We start from the raw sequence: 18,719 nt of genomic DNA on the forward strand, positions 1-18,719 counted from the left end.
GCAGGCGTATCGGGCGGCGCGGGCGGGGGACATGGGGTTCCCGCGCGTGGCGTGCCGGCCCTTCTCGCGAGGTAAGTGGGCCATGACCAAATCGGAACTCATCGCCCGTCTGGCGGAGCGCAACCCTCACCTCTACCAGCGCGACGTCGAGCGCATCGTGTCGTGCATCTTCGACGAGATCGCGACGGCGCTGGCTCGCGGCGACCGGGTGGAGTTGCGCGGCTTCGGGGCCTTCTCGGTCAAGCATCGCGACGCCCGCACCGGGCGCAACCCGCGCACCGGCGAGGCCGTAGACGTGGACGAAAAGGCCGTGCCGTACTTCAAGACGGGCAAGCAGCTGCGCGAGCTCCTGAACGACGCCGACGCGGCCGACGCCGCGGCCGAATGACCGGCCGTCCTGAAGCGAGGCCCGAAGGGAGGATCGCGTGAAACTGATTCGCCGGCTCATCGGCCTGCCGCTCGCGGTGGTCGCCATCGTCTTCGCCGTCGCAAACCGCGACATGGTGACGGTGGAACTGTGGCCCTTCCCCTGGACGGCGACGCTGCCGCTCTATCTGCTGTCGCTCGGCACGCTGGCAGTCGGCATCGTCATCGGCGCCCTGTTCGCCTGGGCCTCGGGCAGCCACAAGCGTGCCCAGACGCGGCGCGAGAAGAAGGGGCAGGAGCGCAAGATCCGCACCCTCGAACGCGAGAACCAGACGCTGAAGACGGAAACCGAGCGCCTCGCCGCGCCGGTGGAAGAGCAGAAGAGCCTGCCGCCGGCCGCCTGATCGCGCCCGTCCCGGCGCCCTGCCGGGCCTGCCACGAAAATACCACGGGAATCGAGACGGACCGTGGTTGAAGTCGTGGCGGAGGCGTCCATATTACGACCTAACTCAGTCTGTCTTGTTTCAGAGGGACGACCATGGCGCTTGATTACAATACCCGGTTCGCCGCGCGCACCGGGACGGCCACCCAGGCCGAGATCGACCAGGGCCTGCGGGCCTACATGCTCAAGGTCTACAACTACATGGCCTCGGGCGTGGCCCTGACCGGCATCATCGCCCTGCTGTCGAGCCCGACCTCGAGCTTCGGCGTGCTGGCGCCGATGTTCTACCAGATGGGGGCCGACGGCTCGGTGCAGCCGTCCATGCTGGTGTGGATCAGCATGTTCGCGACGCTCGGCATCGTCTTCTTCCTGTCGTTCCGCATCAACAAGATGTCGGCGGCGGCGGCGCAGGGGACGTTCTGGGCCTATGCCGCGCTGAACGGCATCTGGCTGTCGACCATCTTCCTGACCTACACCGACGCCTCCATCGTGCGGGTGTTCTTCATCTCGGCCGGTGCCTTCGCGGGCCTCAGCCTGTTCGGCTACACCACGAAGAAGGACCTGTCGGGCCTCGGCACCTTCCTCATCATGGGCCTGATCGGCATCCTGATCGCGTCGGTGGTGAACATCTTCCTCGGCAGCCCGATGATCTACTTCATCGTGTCGGTCGCCGGCGTGCTGATCTTCGCGGGCCTCACCGCCTACGACACGCAGAAGATCAAGGACATGTACTTCGAGGGCGACCACTCCGAGATCGCCGCCAAGAAGTCGGTCATGGGCGCGCTGACGCTGTACCTCGACTTCATCAACCTGTTCATCATGCTGCTGCGCCTGTTCGGCGAGCGCCGCTGATCCAGGTGACGGCGTAAACGAGAAGGCCCCGGAGCATCCGCTCCGGGGCCTTTTTCGTGGGCGTCGGTCCGGCAGGGATCAAGCGTTCTCGAAGAACCACTTGCGCATCTGCAGCACCGGCAGGTCGGCGTTGTTCTGGTAGCGCCAGGCCTTCTGGTTGTAGGCCATGTAGCTGTCGTGGACCTTCTTCACCAGCGCGTCCTTGGCGGCCAGTTCGTCCACCACCTCGCGAGTCGTCTTGGCCAGCGCCTTCAGGATGTCGTCGTTGAGCGAGCGCACCTGCACGTCCGGCCACTTCTCGGCGATCTGCGAGTAGATGTCGATGTTGTGGTAGGTGAAGTCGGCCAGGCTCTCGGCCGACGAGGCCTGCGCCGCGCGGGTCACGATGGCCTTCAGGTCGGGCGACAGGCTGTCCCACCGCGCCTTGTTGACCATCACCTCGAGCGCCGGGCCGGGCTCGTGGAAGGCCGGCATGTAGTAGTACTTGGCCGCCTTCTGCAGGCCGAAGGCGATGTCGAGCCAGGGGCTCACCCACTCCGCCGCATCGACCGCGCCCGACATGAGCGAAGGCATGATCTCGCCCGGCGGCGTCAGGGTGACGGCGACGCCGAGGCGGCGCATCACCTCGCCGCCGAGGCCGGCGATGCGCATCTTGAGGCCCTTGAGGTCCTCGACCGAGTTGATTTCCTTGTTGAACCAGCCGCCCGCCTGGACGCCCGAGTTGCCGGCGTAGAGGCCCTTCACGCCGAACGGCGCGTAGACCTCGTCCCACAGCTCCTGGCCGCCGCCGAAGTAGAGCCAGCCGGCCAGTTCCCAGGCGGTCAGGCCGAAGGGAATGGTGCTGAAGTAGTTGAGCGCCGGGCTCTTGCCGACCCAGTAGTAGGGCGTGGCGTGGGCCATCTGGGCGACGTCGGACTGCACGGCGTCGAGGCACTCGAAGGGCGGCACCAGTTCACCGGCGGAGAACAGGCGCACCGTCAGGCGGCCGCCGCTCATCTCGGTGACGGCATCGGCGAAGCGCTGGGCGTTGACGCCGACGCCCGGGGCGTTCTTCGGCCAGGTGGTGACCAGCTTCCATTCCTGCTTGTCCTGCGCGATGGCCGGCGCGGCCAGGCCGCCGGCCGCAGCGGCGGCGACGCCGGAAACTGCGGCGCCCGTCAGGAAGTCCCGTCGTTTCATGGTCGTTTCCTCGATCTCGGCAATTCCCGGCATCCCCCGGGTGCCAGAACAGTAACAATCCGGCAAAGCTCAGGCCATTGGAAAAAATAAGCTTTCGCAGCCGCCCTCAGCCCTGGGGGCGCACCCCGCAGGCGGCGGCCTCGCGGCCGGCGTGGGGCGACAGGTCGGTGATGGTGGGCGCGTCGCCGCACAGCGGGCAGCCGGGGTCGCGCGGCACGCGGACGGTGCGGAACTCGGCGCCGAGCGCGTCCCAGATGAGCAAGCGCCCGGCCATGGAGGTGCCGACGCCGAGGATCTCCTTCAGCACCTCGGTCGCCTGTAGCGAGCCGATCACGCCCGGCACGGCCCCCAGCACGCCGGCCTGGGCGCAGGTGGGGGCGGAGCCGGGCGGCGGCACGTCGCCGTAGATGCAGCGGTAGCACGGTCCGCCGCGGTGGGTGGCGAAGGTGGTCAGCTGGCCGTCGAACCGCAGGATGGCGCCGGAGACCAGCGTCTTGCCGGCGAAGTGGCAAGCGTCGTTGACCAGGAAGCGCGTCTCGAAGTTGTCGGAGCCGTCGGCGACGATGTCGTAGGCGCCCACCAGCTCCAGCGCGTTCCCGGCGGTGAGGCGGCAGCGGTGCTCGACCACGGTGACGTCGGGGTTGAGCGCCCGCATGCGCATCGCCGCGCTCTCTACCTTCGGGCGGCCGAGGGTGGTGGTGTCGTGGGCGATCTGGCGCTGCAGGTTGGAGGGGTCGACGGTGTCGTCGTCGACGATGCCGATGGTGCCGACGCCCGCCGCCGCCAGGTAAAGCCCGAGCGGCGAGCCCAGCCCGCCGGCGCCGATGAGCAGCACGCGGGCATCCAGCAGCGCCTGCTGGCCGGTGCCGCCGACCTCCTTAAGGATGATGTGGCGGGCGTAGCGGTGGATCTGGTCTTCGCTGAAGGTCACGGCGTCTCGTCCTCGTCGCGGTCCGGCGCCCATGTAACGCCGGGGCGGGGCCGCCTGTCCAGGGCCACCCGTCGTCGCCCGGCGGGGACGCACGCCCTTGTTCCCGTTGACCGCGCCCGCGCCGCCCTGTACCGACTGGGGCAGCGATCCAACCCCTGCCGCCGAGGTGCCCGCGCCATGACCGTCAGCTCGCTCAGCTCCCCCGCCGTGCCCGCCGAGCTTCTGGCGCTGGCCAACCGGCTGGCCGACACCAGCGGCGCCGTCATCCGCCAGTACTTCCGCACGCCGGTGGCGGTCGATGACAAGTCGGACGCGAGCCCCGTCACCATCGCCGACCGCGGCGCCGAGGAAGCCATCCGCGCCGTGCTGGCCGAGGTGGTGCCCGACCACGGCATCATCGGCGAGGAATTCGGCCGCGCCAACGAGGGGGCGGAGCTGGTGTGGGTGCTCGACCCCATCGACGGCACCAAGGCCTTCATCAGCGGCAAGCCGAGCTTCGGCACCCTCGTCGCCCTGCTGAAGGACGGCCGCCCTTGGCTCGGCGTCATCGACCAGCCGATCACCGGCGAGCGCTGGATCGGCGCCGCCGGCCACGGCACCACGCTGGCCGGCAAGGCGCTGAGGACGCGGCCCTGCGCCGATCTCGCCCAGGCGACGCTCTATGCGACGGCTCCGGAGATGTTCAAGGGCGACGACTGGACGGCCTTCCAGCGGCTGTATCAGTCGGTGAAGCTGCCGCGCTACGGCTCCGACTGCTACGCCTACGGCCTCTTGGCGCTGGGCTTCGTGGATCTGGTGTGCGAGGCGGACCTCAAGGTCTACGACTGGGCCGCCGTGGTGCCGGTGATCGAGCAGGCCGGCGGCATCGTCACCGACTGGCAGGGCCGGCCGCTGACGCCCGACTCCGACGGCCGCGTCCTCGCCGCCGGCGACGCCCGCCTGCACGCGGCGGCGCTGGAACGGCTGGCGGGGTAACTCCCTTCCTTCCTTCTTCCGAACGGCGGTTCTTCCGGCGGCGTTGTCCCTGGGAACCGGTCGAAAAATGGCACCAGCGGCTTGCGCCAGCCGCCGCGGGGACCCACTATCCCCTTATCCCATAAGGGTCAGTGGGTTCCGTCAGGGAGGGACGTCTTGCACCGCATGCTCCGCCGCCTCGTGTTCGCCGCCGTGGCCACCGCCGGGTTCGCTTCGGCCGCCGCCGCCCAGGACAAGGCGCAGGAGACGCCGCAACTTCCTGACATCGCCGCCGTCGAGCCCGTGGTCGGCGTCGCCATGCACGGCGAGCCGCGCTATACCCACGGCTTCCCCCATTTCGACTACGTGAACCCGAACGCCCCCAAGGGCGGCGAGATGCGGCTGTTCACCACCGGCACCTTCGACACCTTCAACCCCTACATCACCAAGGGCACGCCGGCGGCCGGCGTCAGCATGATCTACGACACGCTGCTCGCGCCCGCCGAGGACGAGCCCTTCAGCGAGTACGGCCAGATCGCCGAGACGATCCAGATGCCGGAAGACCGCAGCTGGGTGGCGTTCAACCTGAACCCGAAGGCCCGCTTCCACGACGGTGAGCCCATCACGCCGGAAGACGTCGTCTGGACGTTCCGCTTCCTCACCGAGAAGGGCGACCCGCTCTACCGCTTCTACTACGCCACCGTGAAGGACGTGGTGAAGACCGGCGAGCACCAGGTGACCTTCCTGTTCGACGGCACCGCCAACCGCGAGCTGCCGCTCATCCTCGGCCAGCTGCCGGTGATGCCCAAGCACTACTGGGAGAAGGAGGGCAACGACCCGACGGCGACCACCCTGACGCCGCCGCTCGGCTCCGGCCCCTATCGCATCGGCGCCTTCGAGCCCGGCCGCTACATCACCTTCGAGCGGGTGGACGACTACTGGGGCAAGGACCTGCCGGTGAACGTCGGGCGCTACAACGTCGACCGCATCCGCTACGACTACTACCGCGACCGCACCGTGGCGCTGGAGGGCTTCAAGGCCGGCGCCTACGACCTGCGGGTGGAGAACTCGGCCAAGAACTGGTCCGTCGGCTACGACTTCCCGGCCTTCCACCAGGGGCTGGTGAAGAAGGAGACCTTCGACAACGACCTGCCGTCGGGCATGCAGGGCTACGTCATGAACATGCGCCGGCCGGTGTTCCAGAACCCGCTGGTGCGCGAGGCGCTGGCCTACGCCTTCAATTTCGAGTGGACCAACGCGACGCTGTTCTACGGCCTCTACGCCCGCACCAACAGCTACTTCGACAACTCCGAGCTGGCGGCCGAAGGCTTGCCGTCGCCGGAGGAACTGGAGATCCTGGAGCCGCTGCGGGCGCAACTGCCCGAGCGCGTCTTCACCGAGGTCTACACGCCGCCCAAGGGCGACGAGTCCGGCAACATCCGCGACAACCTGCGCACCGCCTTCGGCCTGTTGCAGAAGGCCGGCTACGAGGTCGACCCCAAGACCCGCAAGATGGTGAACAAGGAGACGGGCAAGCCGCTCGCCTTCGAGATCCTGCTGGTCGACCCGACCTTCGAGCGCGTGTCGCTGCCCTTCGTGGAGAACCTCAAGACGCTCGGCATCGACGCCACGGTGCGCACGGTGGATACGGCGCAATACGTCAACCGCATGCGCGACTTCGACTTCGACATGGCGACCAGCATCTGGGGGCAGTCGCTGTCGCCGGGCAACGAGCAGCGCGAGTTCTGGGGCAGCCAGGCCGCCAGCCAGCCGGGCAGCCGCAACTATGCCGGCGTGCAGGACCCGGCCGTCGACCGCCTCATCGAGCAGGTGGTGCAGGCGCCCGACCGCGAGTCGCTGGTGACGCGGGTGCGGGCGCTCGACCGTGTGCTGCAGTGGAAGCACCTCGTCATCCCGCACTGGCACAGCCCGGTGCAGCGCATCGCCTTCTGGGACAAGTTCGGCTACCCCGAGGCGCGGCCCATGCGCGGCATCGACCTGATGTCGTGGTGGGTGGTGCCCGAGAAGGACGGCCGCGTCGCCGCCGAGCAGAAGAAGGAAGCGGACAAGGCGCCCGATCCGGCCGCCGCCGCTCCCGCGGCGCAGTAAGGCGGGGAGCGCACAGACTCCATGGTCGCCTACATCGTCCGCCGCCTGCTGCTCATTCCGCTGACGCTGTTCGGGATCATCCTGATCAACTTCGTCATCGTGCAGTTCGCTCCCGGCGGGCCGGTGGAGCAGATGATCGCCCGCATCCAGGGCACCGGCGTCGAGGCCACCGCCCGCATCACCGGCGGCGGCGGCGAGATGGCGAGCGGGGGCGGGCAGCAGGGCGACGGCGGCAGCGGCAGCGATTACCGCGGCGCCCAGGGCCTGCCGCCCGAGTTCATCGCCGAGATCGAGAAGCAGTTCGGCTTCGACAAGCCGGCGCACGAGCGCTTCTGGCTGATGATCAAGAACTACGCCACCTTCGATTTGGGCGAGAGCTATTACCGCGACCGCAGCGTGCTGGAGCTGATCTGGGAGAAACTGCCGGTCTCGGCCTCCCTCGGCATCTGGTCGACGCTCATCATCTATCTGGTGTCGGTGCCGCTCGGGGTGATGAAGGCGGTGCGCGACGGCTCGCGGTTCGACACCTGGACGTCGGGCGTGGTCATCGTCGGCTATGCGGTGCCGGCCTTCCTGTTCGCCATCCTGCTGATCGTGCTGTTCGCCGGCGGCCGCTACTTCGACTGGTTCCCCCTGCGCGGGCTGACGTCGGACGACTGGGCCGACCTGTCGTGGCCCATGCGCATCGTCGACTACTTCTGGCACCTCGCCCTGCCGGTGACGGCCATGGTCATCGGCGGCTTCGCCGGCCTGACCATGCTGACCAAGAACAGCTTCCTCGAAGAGATCAACAAGCAGTACGTCATCACCGCCCGCGCCAAGGGCCTCAACGAGCGCCAGGTGCTGTACGGCCACGTCTTCCGCAACGCCATGCTGCTCATCATCGCCGGCTTCCCGGCGGCGTTGGTGACCATGCTGTTCACCGGTTCGGTGCTGATCGAGGTGATCTTCTCCCTCGACGGGCTCGGGCTGCTCGGGTTCGAGGCGACCATCAACCGCGACTACCCGGTGATGTTCGGCACGCTCTACGTCTTCGGCCTCATCGGCCTGCTGCTCAACCTGGTCAGCGACATCACCTACCACATGGTCGATCCGCGCATCACCTTCGAAGCCCAGAGCACGTGAGGCGCGACCGCATGGCTCTGCTCCCCACCCTCAGCCCCATCACCCGCCGCCGGCTGGCCCGCTTCACGGCCAATCGACGCGGCTTCTGGTCGCTGTGGATCTTCCTCGTCCTGTTCACGCTCAGCCTGTTCGCCGAGTTCCTCGCCAACGACGAGCCTGTCTTCGTGTGGTACGACGGCAAGGCCCACTTCCCGGTCTTCGTGTCCTACCCGGAAACCGAGTTCGGCGGCTTCTTCCCGACCGAAGCCAACTATCAGGACCCGGCGGTGCAGGAGCTGATCGCCGAGAAGGGCTGGATGGTGTGGCCGCTCATCCCCTTCGACTACCAGTCGTCGGACCGCATGCTCGGCCAGCCGGCACCGAGCGCGCCCGACGCCCGCCACTGGCTCGGCACCGACGACCAGGGGCGCGACGTCATGGCGCGGCTCATCTACGGCTTCCGCCTGTCGGTGCTGTTCGGGCTGATCCTGACGCTGGTCTCGGCGGTCATCGGCATCGTCGCCGGCGCCGTGCAGGGCTACTTCGGCGGCTGGCTCGACCTCATCTTCCAGCGCTTCCTGGAGGTGTGGAGCGGCCTGCCGCAGCTGTTCATCCTCATCATCCTGTCGAGCGTCATCGCGCCGAGCTTCTGGACGCTGCTCGTCATCCTGTTGCTGTTCTCGTGGACGGCGCTGGTCGGCGTGGTGCGGGCCGAATTCCTGCGGGCGCGCAACTTCGATTACGTGCGCGCCGCCAAGGCGCTGGGCATGGACGACGCCCGCATCATGGTGCGCCACGTGCTGCCCAACGCCATGGTGGCGACGCTGACTTTCGCGCCCTTCATCCTGTCGGGCGCCATCGTCAGCCTGACGGCGCTCGACTTCCTCGGCCTCGGCCTGCCGCCGGGCAGCCCGTCGCTCGGCGACCTGCTGCGCCAGGGCAAGGAGAACCTGCAGGCGCCGTGGCTCGGCATCACCGGCTTCATGGTGATGGCGGTCATGCTGTCGCTGCTGGTCTTCGTCGGCGAGGCGGTGCGCGACGCCTTCGACCCGCGCAAACGGGTGGCATGATGGCGGGCGATCCCATTCTTTCGGTACGCGACCTGCACGTCGCCTTCGGGCGCGAGGGCGCCCAGGTGAACGCCGTGCGCGGCGTTTCCTTCGACCTGCACCGGGGGCGCACGCTGGCGCTGGTGGGCGAGTCGGGGTCCGGCAAGTCGGTGTCGGCGCTGTCGGTGCTGCAACTGCTGCCCTATCCGCTGGCGTGGCATCCCGGCGGCTCCATCAGGATGGAGGACACCGAACTGCTCGGCGCCTCCGACCGGGTGCTGCGCACGGTGCGCGGCAACCGCATCGCCATGGTGTTCCAGGAGCCCATGACGTCGCTCAACCCGCTGCACAACATCGAGAGGCAGATCGGCGAGATCCTGGCCATCCACAAGGGGCTGACGGGCGGCGCGGCGCGGGCGCGCATCCTGGAACTGCTGGACCTGGTCGGCCTGCGCAACGCCGAGAGCCGCCTGAACGCCCTGCCGCACGAGCTGTCGGGCGGCCAGCGCCAGCGCGTGATGATCGCCATGGCGCTCGCCAACGAGCCCGACGTGCTCATCGCCGACGAGCCGACGACGGCGCTCGACGTCACCATCCAGGCGCAGATCCTGAAGCTGCTGAAGGATCTTCAGGCCCGCTTCGGCATGGCCATCCTGTTCATCACCCACGACCTGACGGTGGTGCGCAAGATGGCCGACGACGTCTGCGTCATGAAGGACGGCGAGGTGGTGGAACGCGGCCCCGTCGCCGACGTGCTGGAACGGCCGCAGCACCCCTATACCCGCATGCTCATGGCCGCCGAGCCCAAGGGTGCCCCGCCGCGCCCGCCGGTGGACGCGCCGGAGGTAATGGCGGCCGACGACCTGAAGGTCTGGTTCCCCATCAAGAAGGGCATCATCCGCCGCACCGTCGACCACGTGAAGGCGGTGGACGGGGTGACGGTGGCGGTGCGCGAGGGCCAGACGGTGGGCGTGGTCGGCGAGTCCGGGTCGGGCAAGACGACGCTCGCGCTCGGCCTGTTGCGGCTCATCGGGTCCATGGGGCCGATCCGTTTCCAGGGCGAGCGCATCGACGAGCTGCCGCGCCGCCGCCTGCGGCCCCTGCGGCGCGAGATGCAGGTGGTGTTCCAGGACCCCTACGGCTCCCTGAGCCCGCGCATGTCGGTGGCGCAGATCGTCGGCGAGGGGCTGGAACTGCACGGCATCGGCGCCGACGAGGCCGACCGCGACCGCCTGGTGGCCGAGGCGCTGCGCGAGGTCGGGCTCGACCCCGAGACCCGCAACCGCTACCCGCACGAGTTCTCCGGCGGTCAGCGCCAGCGCATTGCCATCGCCCGCGCGCTCGCGCTGAAGCCGCGCTTCATGGTGCTGGACGAGCCGACCTCGGCGCTCGACGTCTCGGTGCAGGCGCAGATCGTCGACCTGTTGCGCGACATCCAGGCGCGCCACCGCCTCGCCTACCTGTTCATCAGCCACGACCTGCGGGTGGTGCGGGCGCTGGCCGACACCATCCTGGTGATGAAGGACGGCCACGTGGTGGAAGCCGGCCCCGCCGACCGCATCTTCGAGGCGCCGGAGCAGGACTACACCCGCGCCCTCATCAAGGCGGCCTTCGCGCTGGAGCTTTGACCCCTCGTCCTTCCTCCATCGGAGCCGACACCGTGACGGCAGGCGGCGACGGCGATTCCGTCGTTTACTATCACGGCACGCGCGCGGACCTGCGCCCGGGCGATCTCATCGGGCCGGGCAACCGGTCCAACTACGGCGCCCGCAAGGCGGCCTCGTGGGTGTATCTGACGGCGACGCTGGACGCCGCCATCTGGGGCGCCGAACTGGCGCAAGGGGAGGGGCGGCAGCGGATCTACATCGTCGAGCCGACCGGGCCCATCGAGGACGACCCGAACCTGACCGACAAGAAGTTCCCCGGCAACCCGACCAAGTCCTACCGATCCCGCGAGCCCTTGCGCATCGTCGGCGAGGTCGCCGAGTGGCAGGGCCATCCGCCCGAGCGGGTGCAGGCGATGAAGGATCATATCGAGGAGCTGAAGCGGCAGGGCATCGAGGCGATCGACTGAAGCGGGGGGATCGAAGCGGCTCTTGCCGCGGCGGCGGCGCGCCCGCATCATGCGGGCCATGAGCTCCCGCCCCGACGCCCCCGCCGCGCCCGCCGCCACCCCTGCCTCGCCGCCGCTGTTCGTGCGGGCGATGCCGGTTCTGTTCGTGCTGCTGTGGTCGACGGGGTTCATCGGCGCCAAGTTCGGCCTGCCCTACGCCGAGCCCTTCACCTTCCTGTTCATCCGCTTCGCCGCCGTACTGGTGCTGCTGGCGCCGCTGGCGGTGGCGGCGCGCGGCGGCTGGACCGGCTGGCGCGCCGCCGGCCACCAGCTGGTGACCGGCGCCCTGGTGCACGGCGTCTACCTCGGCGGCGTGTTCTGGGCCATCGAGCAGGGCCTGTCGGCCGGCGTCGCGGCGCTGGTGGTGGGCGTGCAGCCGCTGCTGACGGCGGTCGCCGTCGGGCCGCTGCTGGGCGAGCGGGTGACCGGGCGCCAGTGGCTCGGCTTGGTGCTCGGCCTCGGCGGCGTCGGCATGGTGGTGGGCGAGAAGCTGGTCGGCACCGGCGTCGGGGCGCTCGATCCGGTGGCGCTGGTGGGGGCGGTGCTGGCGCTGCTCGGCATCACCGCCGGCACGCTCTACCAGAAGCGCTTCGGCGGCGGCATCGACCTGCGGCTCGGCACCTTCATCCAGTATGTGGCCGCCGCCGCGGTGGTGGGCGTCGCCGCCCTGGCGGTGGAGACGCGCGCGGTGCAGTGGACCGGCGAGTTCGTCTTCGCGCTCGGCTGGCTGGTGGTGGTGCTGTCACTCGGCGCCATCAGCCTGCTCATGATGCTCATCCGCCGCGGCGAGGCCGCCCGCACCGCCAGCCTGTTCTACCTCGTGCCGCCGGTGACGGCGGTGACGGCCTGGGGCCTGTTCGGCGAGACCCTCGGTCCGGTGGCCCTGGTGGGCATGGGCGTCGCGGTGGCCGGAGTCGCCCTGGTGGTCTCTCGCCGCTGAACGATCGGGTAATCCTGAATCGACCTATGGATATCTACCCATTCCCTATCCCGAAGAGTAATATCGGCTGTCTGTGTTTTGCCTGAGCGGCGGCCCGGTGTGCGGGCACGGGCCGTGCGCGTATGGGGGAGTAGGGGGTATGGGACTGTTGGACAACATGAAGGTCCGGGCGAAGGTGTCGCTCGGCTTCGTCATCGTGCTCGTCCTTCTGGTGGTGACCGCGGTCGTCGGCGTCGTCGCGCTGCAGACCGTCGGGGACGCCTTCGGCGAGTATCGGCAACTGGCGCGCTTGAACAACGAAGTGGGCCGCGTCCAGGCCAACATGCTGTCGACCCGCATGGGGGCCAAGGATTTCCTCATCCGCGGCGACGAGGAAAGCGTCAGGATCGTGCGCGAGCGCAGCGCCGCCACCGTCAAGCTGGCCGAGGACGCGCAGACGCTGCTCGATCCCGCCGACGCCACCAACCGCGACATCCTGGAAGAGGTGCAGGGCGGCATCGTCGCCTACGTGAAGGCCTTCGAGACCGTCGTCGGCCATCAGGCGTCCCGCAACGCCGCCGTCGACAAGCTGAACGAGCTGGGGCCGCAGATGGAGCGCGCCCTCTACGGCATCATGGAAAGCGCCTTCCGCGATGGTGACGCCGACGCCGCCTTCCGCGCCGGCGTGACGCTGCGCCACCTGCTGCTGGCGCGTCTCTACGTCAACCGCTTCCTGGTCGACAACTCCGACGCCGCCTTCGACCGTGTGACGCAGGAAAAGCAGATCTTCGACCAGCGCCTGGACGAACTGGTGGCCGAACTGCAGAACCCGGAACGGCGCGGCCTCGCGACCACAGCGGCCGACGTGTCCGCGGCCTATACGGCCCAGTTCGCCGCCGCCGGCGCCGCCATCCGCGCCCGCAACGACGTGGTGCGGAACACTCTCGACGTGGTCGGCCCCAAGGTCGGCGACGACGTCGAACGCATGAAGCTGTCCATCAAGGATCGCCAGGACACGCTGGGTCCGCAGGTCGCCTCCAGCATATCCACCGCCACCACCGTCGCCGTCGTGCTCGGCATCGTGGCGCTGGTCGTCGGTGCGCTGGCCGCCTTCGCCATCGGCCGCGGCATCGCGGGGCCGGTGACGTCCATGACCACCGCCATGCGCCGCCTCGCCGACGGCGACCACGGCACCGAGGTCCCCGCCCAGGGCCGCAAGGACGAGGTCGGCGAAATGGCCGCCGCCGTGCAGGTGTTCAAGGAGAACATGATCCGCGCCAAGGAACTGGCGGAAGCGCAGGAGCGCGATCGGGCGGCCCGCGAACGGCGCGCCCAGGTGATCGAATCGCTCACCAAGCGCTTCGACGCCGACGTGTCCAACGTGCTCGGCGCCGTCGCTTCGGCGTCCACCGAGCTGCAGTCCACCGCCGAGAGCATGTCGTCCATCGCCGAGGAAACGGCGCGCCAGGCCACCGCCGTGGCGGCCGCGGCCGACCAGGCCTCGACCAACGTGCAGACGGTGGCGAGCGCGGCCGAGGAACTGTCGTCCTCAATTTCGGAGATCGGCCGCCAGGTGAACCAGTCGGCCACCATGTCGCGCCAGGCCGCCGAGGATGCCGAGCGGACCAACGAGGTGGTGCGCGGCCTCGCCGCCAGTGCCCAGCGCATCGGCGAGGTGGTCGACCTCATCACCGACATCGCCGACCAGACCAACCTGCTGGCGCTGAACGCCACCATCGAGGCGGCCCGCGCCGGCGACGCCGGCAAGGGTTTCGCGGTGGTCGCCAACGAAGTGAAGAGCCTCGCCAACCAGACCGCCCGGGCGACCGAGGACATCGCCCAGCAGATCACCGGCATCCAGCACGAGACCGAGAGCGCCGTGACGGCCATCGAGGGCATCGGCAAGGTGATCGGCGAGATCAGCCAGGTGGCCTCGGCCATCGCCTCGGCGGTGGAGGAGCAGAACGCGGCGACCCACGAGATCGCCCGCAACACCAACGAGGCGAGCGCCGGCACCAACGAGGTGACGGCCAACATCGCCGGCGTCACCCAGGCCGCCGGCGAGGCGGGCCATGCGGCGGGGCAGGTGCTCGATGCCTCGGGCCAGCTCGCCCAGCAGTCGGAACAGCTGCGCCACGTGGTGCAGGAATTCCTGGCCGGCGTCCGCGCCGCCTGAGGCGGGACGACGCGACGACGTAGAGGGGCGGGGCGCCGGCACCATCCGGCGCCCCGCCCCTTTCGTCGTTTTTCGCTTTGTCACGGCCGCGTCGCTTGCTCCCGAGTCGCGGCGGCGGTATCGTCGTTTCCGGTTTGTCCTCAGAACGTTGTCCGATGACCTTCAACCAGCGCCTCGACCTGCTCACCGACTACCCGTTCCAGCGCCTCGCGGCCCTGCTGGAGGACGTGACGCCGCCCGCCGACGGCGGCCTCGTCATGTCCATCGGCGAGCCGCAGCATGCCGCGCCCGCGCTCATCGCCGAGACGGTGGCAAAGACCGGCGGCTGGAACCGCTACCCGCCCGTCGCCGGCACGCCCGAGCTGCGCGCCAGCATCGCCGCCTGGGCGACCCGCCGTTTCCACCTGCCCGACGGCATGGTCGATCCCGGCCGCAACGTGCTGCCGGTGGGCGGCACGCGCGAGGCGCTGTACATGATCGGTCAGGTGGCGGTGCCGACGGTGCCCGGCCAGCGCACGCCGCTGGTGCTCATGCCCAACCCCTTCTACCAGGTCTACCTCGCCTCGGCGGTGATGAACGGCGCCGAGCCGGTCATGCTGCCGGCCGAGGAGGCCACCGGCTTCCTGCCCGACGTCACCGCGCTCAGCCGCGACGTGCTCGACCGTGCCGCCATGGTGTTCTTCTGCTCGCCGGCCAACCCGCAAGGGGCGGTGGCGCCGCTGGAGACCTGGAAGGAACTGGTGCGCCTCGCCCGCGCCCACGATTTCCTGCTGGTCGCCGACGAGTGCTATTCCGAGATCTGGCGCGAGACACCGCCGCCGGGCGTGCTGGAAGCCTGCCGCGACCTGGGTGGCTCGCTCGACAACGTGGTCGTGTTCAACAGCCTGTCCAAGCGCTCCAGCGCCGCCGGTATGCGCTCCGGCGCAGTGATCGGCGATGCCGCCGTGCTCGCCCGCTTCTCGCGCCTGCGCAGCTACGCCGCCGCGGCGACGCCGGTGCCGCTCATGGCCGCCGCCGCCGCCCTGTGGGACGACGAGGCGCATGTCGCCGACAGCCGCGCCAAATACCAGGCCAAGATGGCCGCCGCCGACCGCATCCTCGGCCCGGTGCTGGGGCGGGACCGGGTGGCGCCGGAAGGCGGTTTCTTCCTGTGGCTCGACGTCGGCGACGGCGAGGCGGTCACCCGCCGCCTGTGGGCCGAGGCCGGCATCAAGGTGCTGCCCGGCCGCTACCTGACCCGCGACGCGCCCGACGGCAGCAACGCCGGCGCCCGCTACATCCGCATCGCCCTGGTGCACGAGCCGGCGGTGGTGGAAGAGGCGCTCGCCCGCATCGCCCGCACCCTCTGACCCGGAGAGAGACACCGCGCCCATGGCCCGCAAGCCGCGTCCCAGCTCCTCCCGCGCTCCCGGCCCCGGCCCTGGTTCCGGCTCCGGCGCGGCACGGGCCCTGACCAGCCGCCTGCTGCCGCCCGAGCTGGTGACGGCGGCGCGCGGCATGGGCCTGCGGCTGGTCGGCCTCGCGCTGGTGGTGGCCGCCGGCGTGGTGGCGACGGCGCTGCTCACCCACACCCCCGGCGATCCGTCGTGGAACACCGCCAGCGCCCGGGCGCCGCTCAACGCACTCGGCCTGTTCGGCGCGACCCTGTCGGACCTCCTGCTGCAGAGCTTCGGGCTGGCGGCCGTGCTGCCGCTGCTCGCCGTGCTATCGTGGGGCGTGCGGCTGATCTCGGGCCAGCACGTCAGCGCCGTGTGGCTGCGCACGGTCGGCCTCATCGCCTGCGCCATCCTGCTCAGCCTCGGCCTGGGCGCCCTGCCGAAGCCGCCCGAGTGGCCCATCGCTGCGGGCCTCGGCGGCGCGGCGGGCGCGCTCCTGCTGCGCTCCGCCGTCACCCTGGGGGGCGAGAGCGCCGGCCTGATCGCCGCCATCGGCGGCGCGGCCGGGGCGCTGCTGTTCCTGTGGGTGGCGCACGTGCGCTTCGACGAATGGCGCCGCGCCCTGGCCTCGGTGCGCGGGGCGCCGGACGCCGTGCTCGGCCTCGGCGGCAAGGCGAAGGAGGCGCTCGCCCGCCGCCGCGAGGAGGCCGCCGCCACCCCCGTGCCCGAAGAGCCGCGCCGCGAGCGCCGCCGCCGCGTCGACCCGACCGTCACCGGCCGCCGCGAGCCCATCCTCGGTGCGCCGCAGCCGACCCCGCCGGAACCCGTCGCGCCGGTGCCCGACCTGGTGGTCGCGCGGCCGCGCCCGGCGGCGCCGTCCAAGCGCGAACTGGAGTCGCGGCAGGGCTCGCTGCTGCCGCCCGACCCGCACGAGGGCTGGGTGCATCCGCCCCTCGACCTGCTGACCCCGCCCGACACCAGCGGCAGCGGCCGCCTGGACGAGGAGGCGCTGTCCAACAATGCCCGCATGCTGGAAGGCGTGCTGTCGGACTTCGGCGTCAACGGTCAGATCGTGAAGGTGCGGCCCGGCCCGGTGGTGACGCTCTACGAACTGGAGCCGGCGCCAGGCACCAAGACCAGCCGTGTCATCGGGCTGGCCGACGACATCGCGCGCTCCATGGCGGCGGTGTCGGTGCGCATCGCCGTCATTCCCGGGCGCAGCGTCATCGGCATCGAGCTGCCCAACGCGCGCCGCGAGATGGTGGCCTTCCGCGAGCTGGTGGCGGCCGACGACTTCCACAAGACCGGCCAGGCGCTGTGCCTCGCCCTCGGCAAGGACATCGGCGGCGGGCCGCAGTACGTCGACCTCGCCCGCATGCCGCACCTGCTCATCGCCGGCACCACCGGCTCGGGCAAGTCGGTGGCGGTGAACACCATGATCTGCTCGCTGCTCTACCGCCTGACGCCGGACCAGTGCCGCTTCATCATGATCGACCCCAAGATGCTGGAACTGTCGGTCTACGACGGCATCCCGCACCTGCTGGCGCCGGTGGTGACCGACCCCGGCAAGGCGGTGGTGGCGCTCAAGTGGGCGGTGCGCGAGATGGAGAACCGCTACCGGCTGATGAGCCAGCTGGGTGTGCGAAACATCGCCGGCTACAACGCCAAGGTCGCCGAGGCGCTGAAGACGGACAAGGGCCTGACCCGCACCGTGCAGACCGGCTTCGATGCCGAGACGGGCAAGCCGGTGTTCGAGCAGCAGGCGCTCGACCTCAAGCCGCTGCCCTTCATCGTCGTCATCGTCGACGAAATGGCCGACCTCATGCTGGTCGCCGGCAAGGACGTGGAGGCGGCCATCCAGCGCCTCGCCCAGATGGCGCGCGCCGCCGGCATCCACCTCATCATGGCGACCCAGCGCCCGAGCGTCGACGTCATCACCGGCACCATCAAGGCCAACTTCCCCACCCGCATCAGCTTCCAGGTCACCAGCAAGATCGACAGCCGCACCATCCTGGGCGAGCAGGGGGCGGAGCAGCTGCTGGGCCAGGGCGACATGCTCTACATGGCGGCCGGCGGGCGCATCAGCCGCGTGCACGGACCGTTCATTTCCGACGAGGACGTGGAGCGGGTGGTGGGTCACCTGCGCGACCAGGGCGAACCCGACTACGTCGACAGCGTCACCGAGGAAGACGAGGAGGCCATGGCCGCCATCCCCGGTTTCGGCGCCGGCGGTGGCGGGGCAGGGGGCGAGGAGGGCGGCAACGACCTCTACGACCAGGCCGTGGCGCTGGTGTGCCGCGAGCGCAAGGCCTCCACCAGCTTCGTGCAGCGCCACCTGCAGATCGGCTACAACCGCGCCGCCCGCATCATCGAGCGCATGGAAAAGGAAGGCGTGGTCAGCCGCGCCAACCACGTCGGCAAGCGCGAGGTGCTCGCCCCGCCCATGGTCGAGATGGACTGACGGCGGCCCGTTTGCCGGCACCCGCCATCCCTCTTGCGGCCGTGGGCGTTTCCCGCGACAGTGACGCCCGACCCGACGGAGGAGACGGAGACATGCGACGCATCGCGGCGGCCCTCGCCCTGACGCTCACCCTGGCGGCGACCGCCGAGGCGGCCGCCCAGCAGGCGACGCGCCAGCCGGAGGTCTACGGCTTCGCCATTCCGCCGCGCTGGCAGGAGGCCGACCGCGCCCGCCAGCAGAACGTCGACATGATCACCTTCGTGCCGCAGGGGCAGTCGGCGCAAGGGTGGCGCGACATGGTGATCCTGCAGGTCTACCGCGACATGACGGCGCTGCCGGCCGAAGCCCTGCGCGACCGCACGGTCTCCGCCCTGAAGGCCGCCTGCGACGACGCGACGGCGAGCGAGCTGCAGACCGGCCTGACCAACGGCTACCCCTCGGCCTTCTGGGCGACCGCGTGCACGCGCAACAGCCAGAGCGGCGGCGGCGAGATCGCCTACTTCCGCTCCCTGCAGGGCAACGACAACCTCTATGTGGTGCAGCGGGTGTGGAGCATGGAGCCGTTCGACGGCGACGAGCCGCCGACCCTGGCCGACGCGGAGAAGCAGGAAGCCGTGAGCATCCTGAAGGCGCTGACCGTCTGCCAGCCGTCCGACCCGGCGCATCCCTGCCCCTGACGGGGAGGTGA

General features: G+C 70.1%; 16 protein-coding genes. 14 read left to right on the forward strand and 2 right to left on the reverse strand.

What is annotated here, in order from left to right; all coding sequences use genetic code 11:
• Positions 1 to 82: 82 nt before the first annotated feature.
• The 3 genes from ihfB to CRP50_RS07265 all read left to right on the forward strand — a co-directional run bounded on the left by ihfB (position 83) and on the right by CRP50_RS07265 (position 1,660).
• Positions 83 to 388 (forward strand): integration host factor subunit beta, encoded by a 306-nt coding sequence (gene ihfB / locus CRP50_RS07255; RefSeq protein ID WP_097278306.1) that lies wholly within the window; start codon positions 83 to 85, stop codon positions 386 to 388.
• Between the two features lie 37 nt (positions 389 to 425).
• Positions 426 to 770 carry a lipopolysaccharide assembly protein LapA domain-containing protein gene (locus CRP50_RS07260; RefSeq protein WP_101613964.1) on the forward strand — a complete coding sequence of 115 codons (345 nt, stop codon included), beginning with the start codon at positions 426 to 428 and terminating at the stop codon, positions 768 to 770.
• A 134-nt stretch (positions 771 to 904) separates the two neighbouring features.
• Complete coding sequence (locus tag CRP50_RS07265) at positions 905 to 1,660, forward strand: Bax inhibitor-1/YccA family protein (RefSeq protein WP_097278307.1); 756 nt, start codon at positions 905 to 907, stop codon at positions 1,658 to 1,660.
• 78 nt (positions 1,661 to 1,738) lie between these two features.
• Here CRP50_RS07265 and CRP50_RS07270 read toward each other — a convergent pair whose 3' ends face one another.
• Together CRP50_RS07270 and CRP50_RS07275 are read right to left on the reverse strand one after the other, a co-directional pair.
• Complete coding sequence (locus CRP50_RS07270; RefSeq protein WP_097278308.1) at positions 1,739 to 2,839, reverse strand: TRAP transporter substrate-binding protein; 1,101 nt, start codon at positions 2,837 to 2,839, stop codon at positions 1,739 to 1,741.
• A 106-nt stretch (positions 2,840 to 2,945) separates the two neighbouring features.
• On the reverse strand, positions 2,946 to 3,770 hold the full coding sequence (locus CRP50_RS07275; protein WP_097278309.1) for a HesA/MoeB/ThiF family protein: 825 nt from the start codon (positions 3,768 to 3,770) through the stop codon (positions 2,946 to 2,948).
• Positions 3,771 to 3,947: 177 nt separating this feature from the next.
• Here CRP50_RS07275 and hisN point away from each other — a divergent pair, with 177 nt between their 5' ends.
• From hisN to CRP50_RS07330, 11 genes are all read left to right on the forward strand, one after another.
• Positions 3,948 to 4,745 carry a histidinol-phosphatase gene (gene hisN, locus CRP50_RS07280; protein WP_097278310.1) on the forward strand — a complete coding sequence of 266 codons (798 nt, stop codon included), beginning with the start codon at positions 3,948 to 3,950 and terminating at the stop codon, positions 4,743 to 4,745.
• A gap of 165 nt (positions 4,746 to 4,910) precedes the next feature.
• Positions 4,911 to 6,833: an extracellular solute-binding protein gene (locus CRP50_RS07285; protein ID WP_176525067.1), complete on the forward strand. Its 1,923-nt coding sequence runs from the start codon at positions 4,911 to 4,913 to the stop codon at positions 6,831 to 6,833.
• 21 nt (positions 6,834 to 6,854) lie between these two features.
• A complete protein-coding gene (locus CRP50_RS07290; protein WP_097278312.1) occupies positions 6,855 to 7,958 on the forward strand; it encodes a microcin C ABC transporter permease YejB in 1,104 nt (367 codons plus the stop codon).
• Between the two features lie 11 nt (positions 7,959 to 7,969).
• Positions 7,970 to 9,007, forward strand: a complete 1,038-nt coding sequence (locus CRP50_RS07295) for an ABC transporter permease (protein ID WP_097278313.1) — start codon at positions 7,970 to 7,972, stop codon at positions 9,005 to 9,007.
• The gene (locus tag CRP50_RS07300; protein WP_217991999.1) at positions 9,004 to 10,614 is read left to right on the forward strand and encodes an ABC transporter ATP-binding protein; all 1,611 of its coding nucleotides are present in this window, start codon (positions 9,004 to 9,006) and stop codon (positions 10,612 to 10,614) included. The genes CRP50_RS07295 and CRP50_RS07300 overlap by 4 nt, the downstream gene beginning before the upstream one ends.
• 32 nt (positions 10,615 to 10,646) lie before the next feature.
• A complete protein-coding gene (gene arr, locus CRP50_RS07305) occupies positions 10,647 to 11,060 on the forward strand; it encodes an NAD(+)--rifampin ADP-ribosyltransferase (RefSeq protein WP_245913391.1) in 414 nt (137 codons plus the stop codon).
• A 58-nt stretch (positions 11,061 to 11,118) separates the two neighbouring features.
• Positions 11,119 to 12,039 (forward strand): DMT family transporter, encoded by a 921-nt coding sequence (locus CRP50_RS07310; protein WP_097278378.1) that lies wholly within the window; start codon positions 11,119 to 11,121, stop codon positions 12,037 to 12,039.
• 139 nt (positions 12,040 to 12,178) lie between these two features.
• Positions 12,179 to 14,194, forward strand: a complete 2,016-nt coding sequence (locus tag CRP50_RS07315; protein WP_097278315.1) for a methyl-accepting chemotaxis protein — start codon at positions 12,179 to 12,181, stop codon at positions 14,192 to 14,194.
• 155 nt (positions 14,195 to 14,349) lie between these two features.
• Positions 14,350 to 15,543, forward strand: coding sequence for an aminotransferase class I/II-fold pyridoxal phosphate-dependent enzyme (locus CRP50_RS07320; protein ID WP_097278316.1), 1,194 nt, complete (start codon positions 14,350 to 14,352; stop codon positions 15,541 to 15,543).
• A gap of 22 nt (positions 15,544 to 15,565) precedes the next feature.
• Complete coding sequence (locus CRP50_RS07325; RefSeq protein WP_245913392.1) at positions 15,566 to 18,031, forward strand: FtsK/SpoIIIE family DNA translocase; 2,466 nt, start codon at positions 15,566 to 15,568, stop codon at positions 18,029 to 18,031.
• Positions 18,032 to 18,123: 92 nt separating this feature from the next.
• Positions 18,124 to 18,708 (forward strand): hypothetical protein, encoded by a 585-nt coding sequence (locus CRP50_RS07330; RefSeq protein ID WP_097278317.1) that lies wholly within the window; start codon positions 18,124 to 18,126, stop codon positions 18,706 to 18,708.
• Positions 18,709 to 18,719 lie beyond the last annotated feature (11 nt).

It is taken from the genome of Caenispirillum bisanense (assembly GCF_900230255.1).
GTDB lineage: Bacteria > Pseudomonadota > Alphaproteobacteria > Rhodospirillales > Rhodospirillaceae > Caenispirillum > Caenispirillum bisanense_A.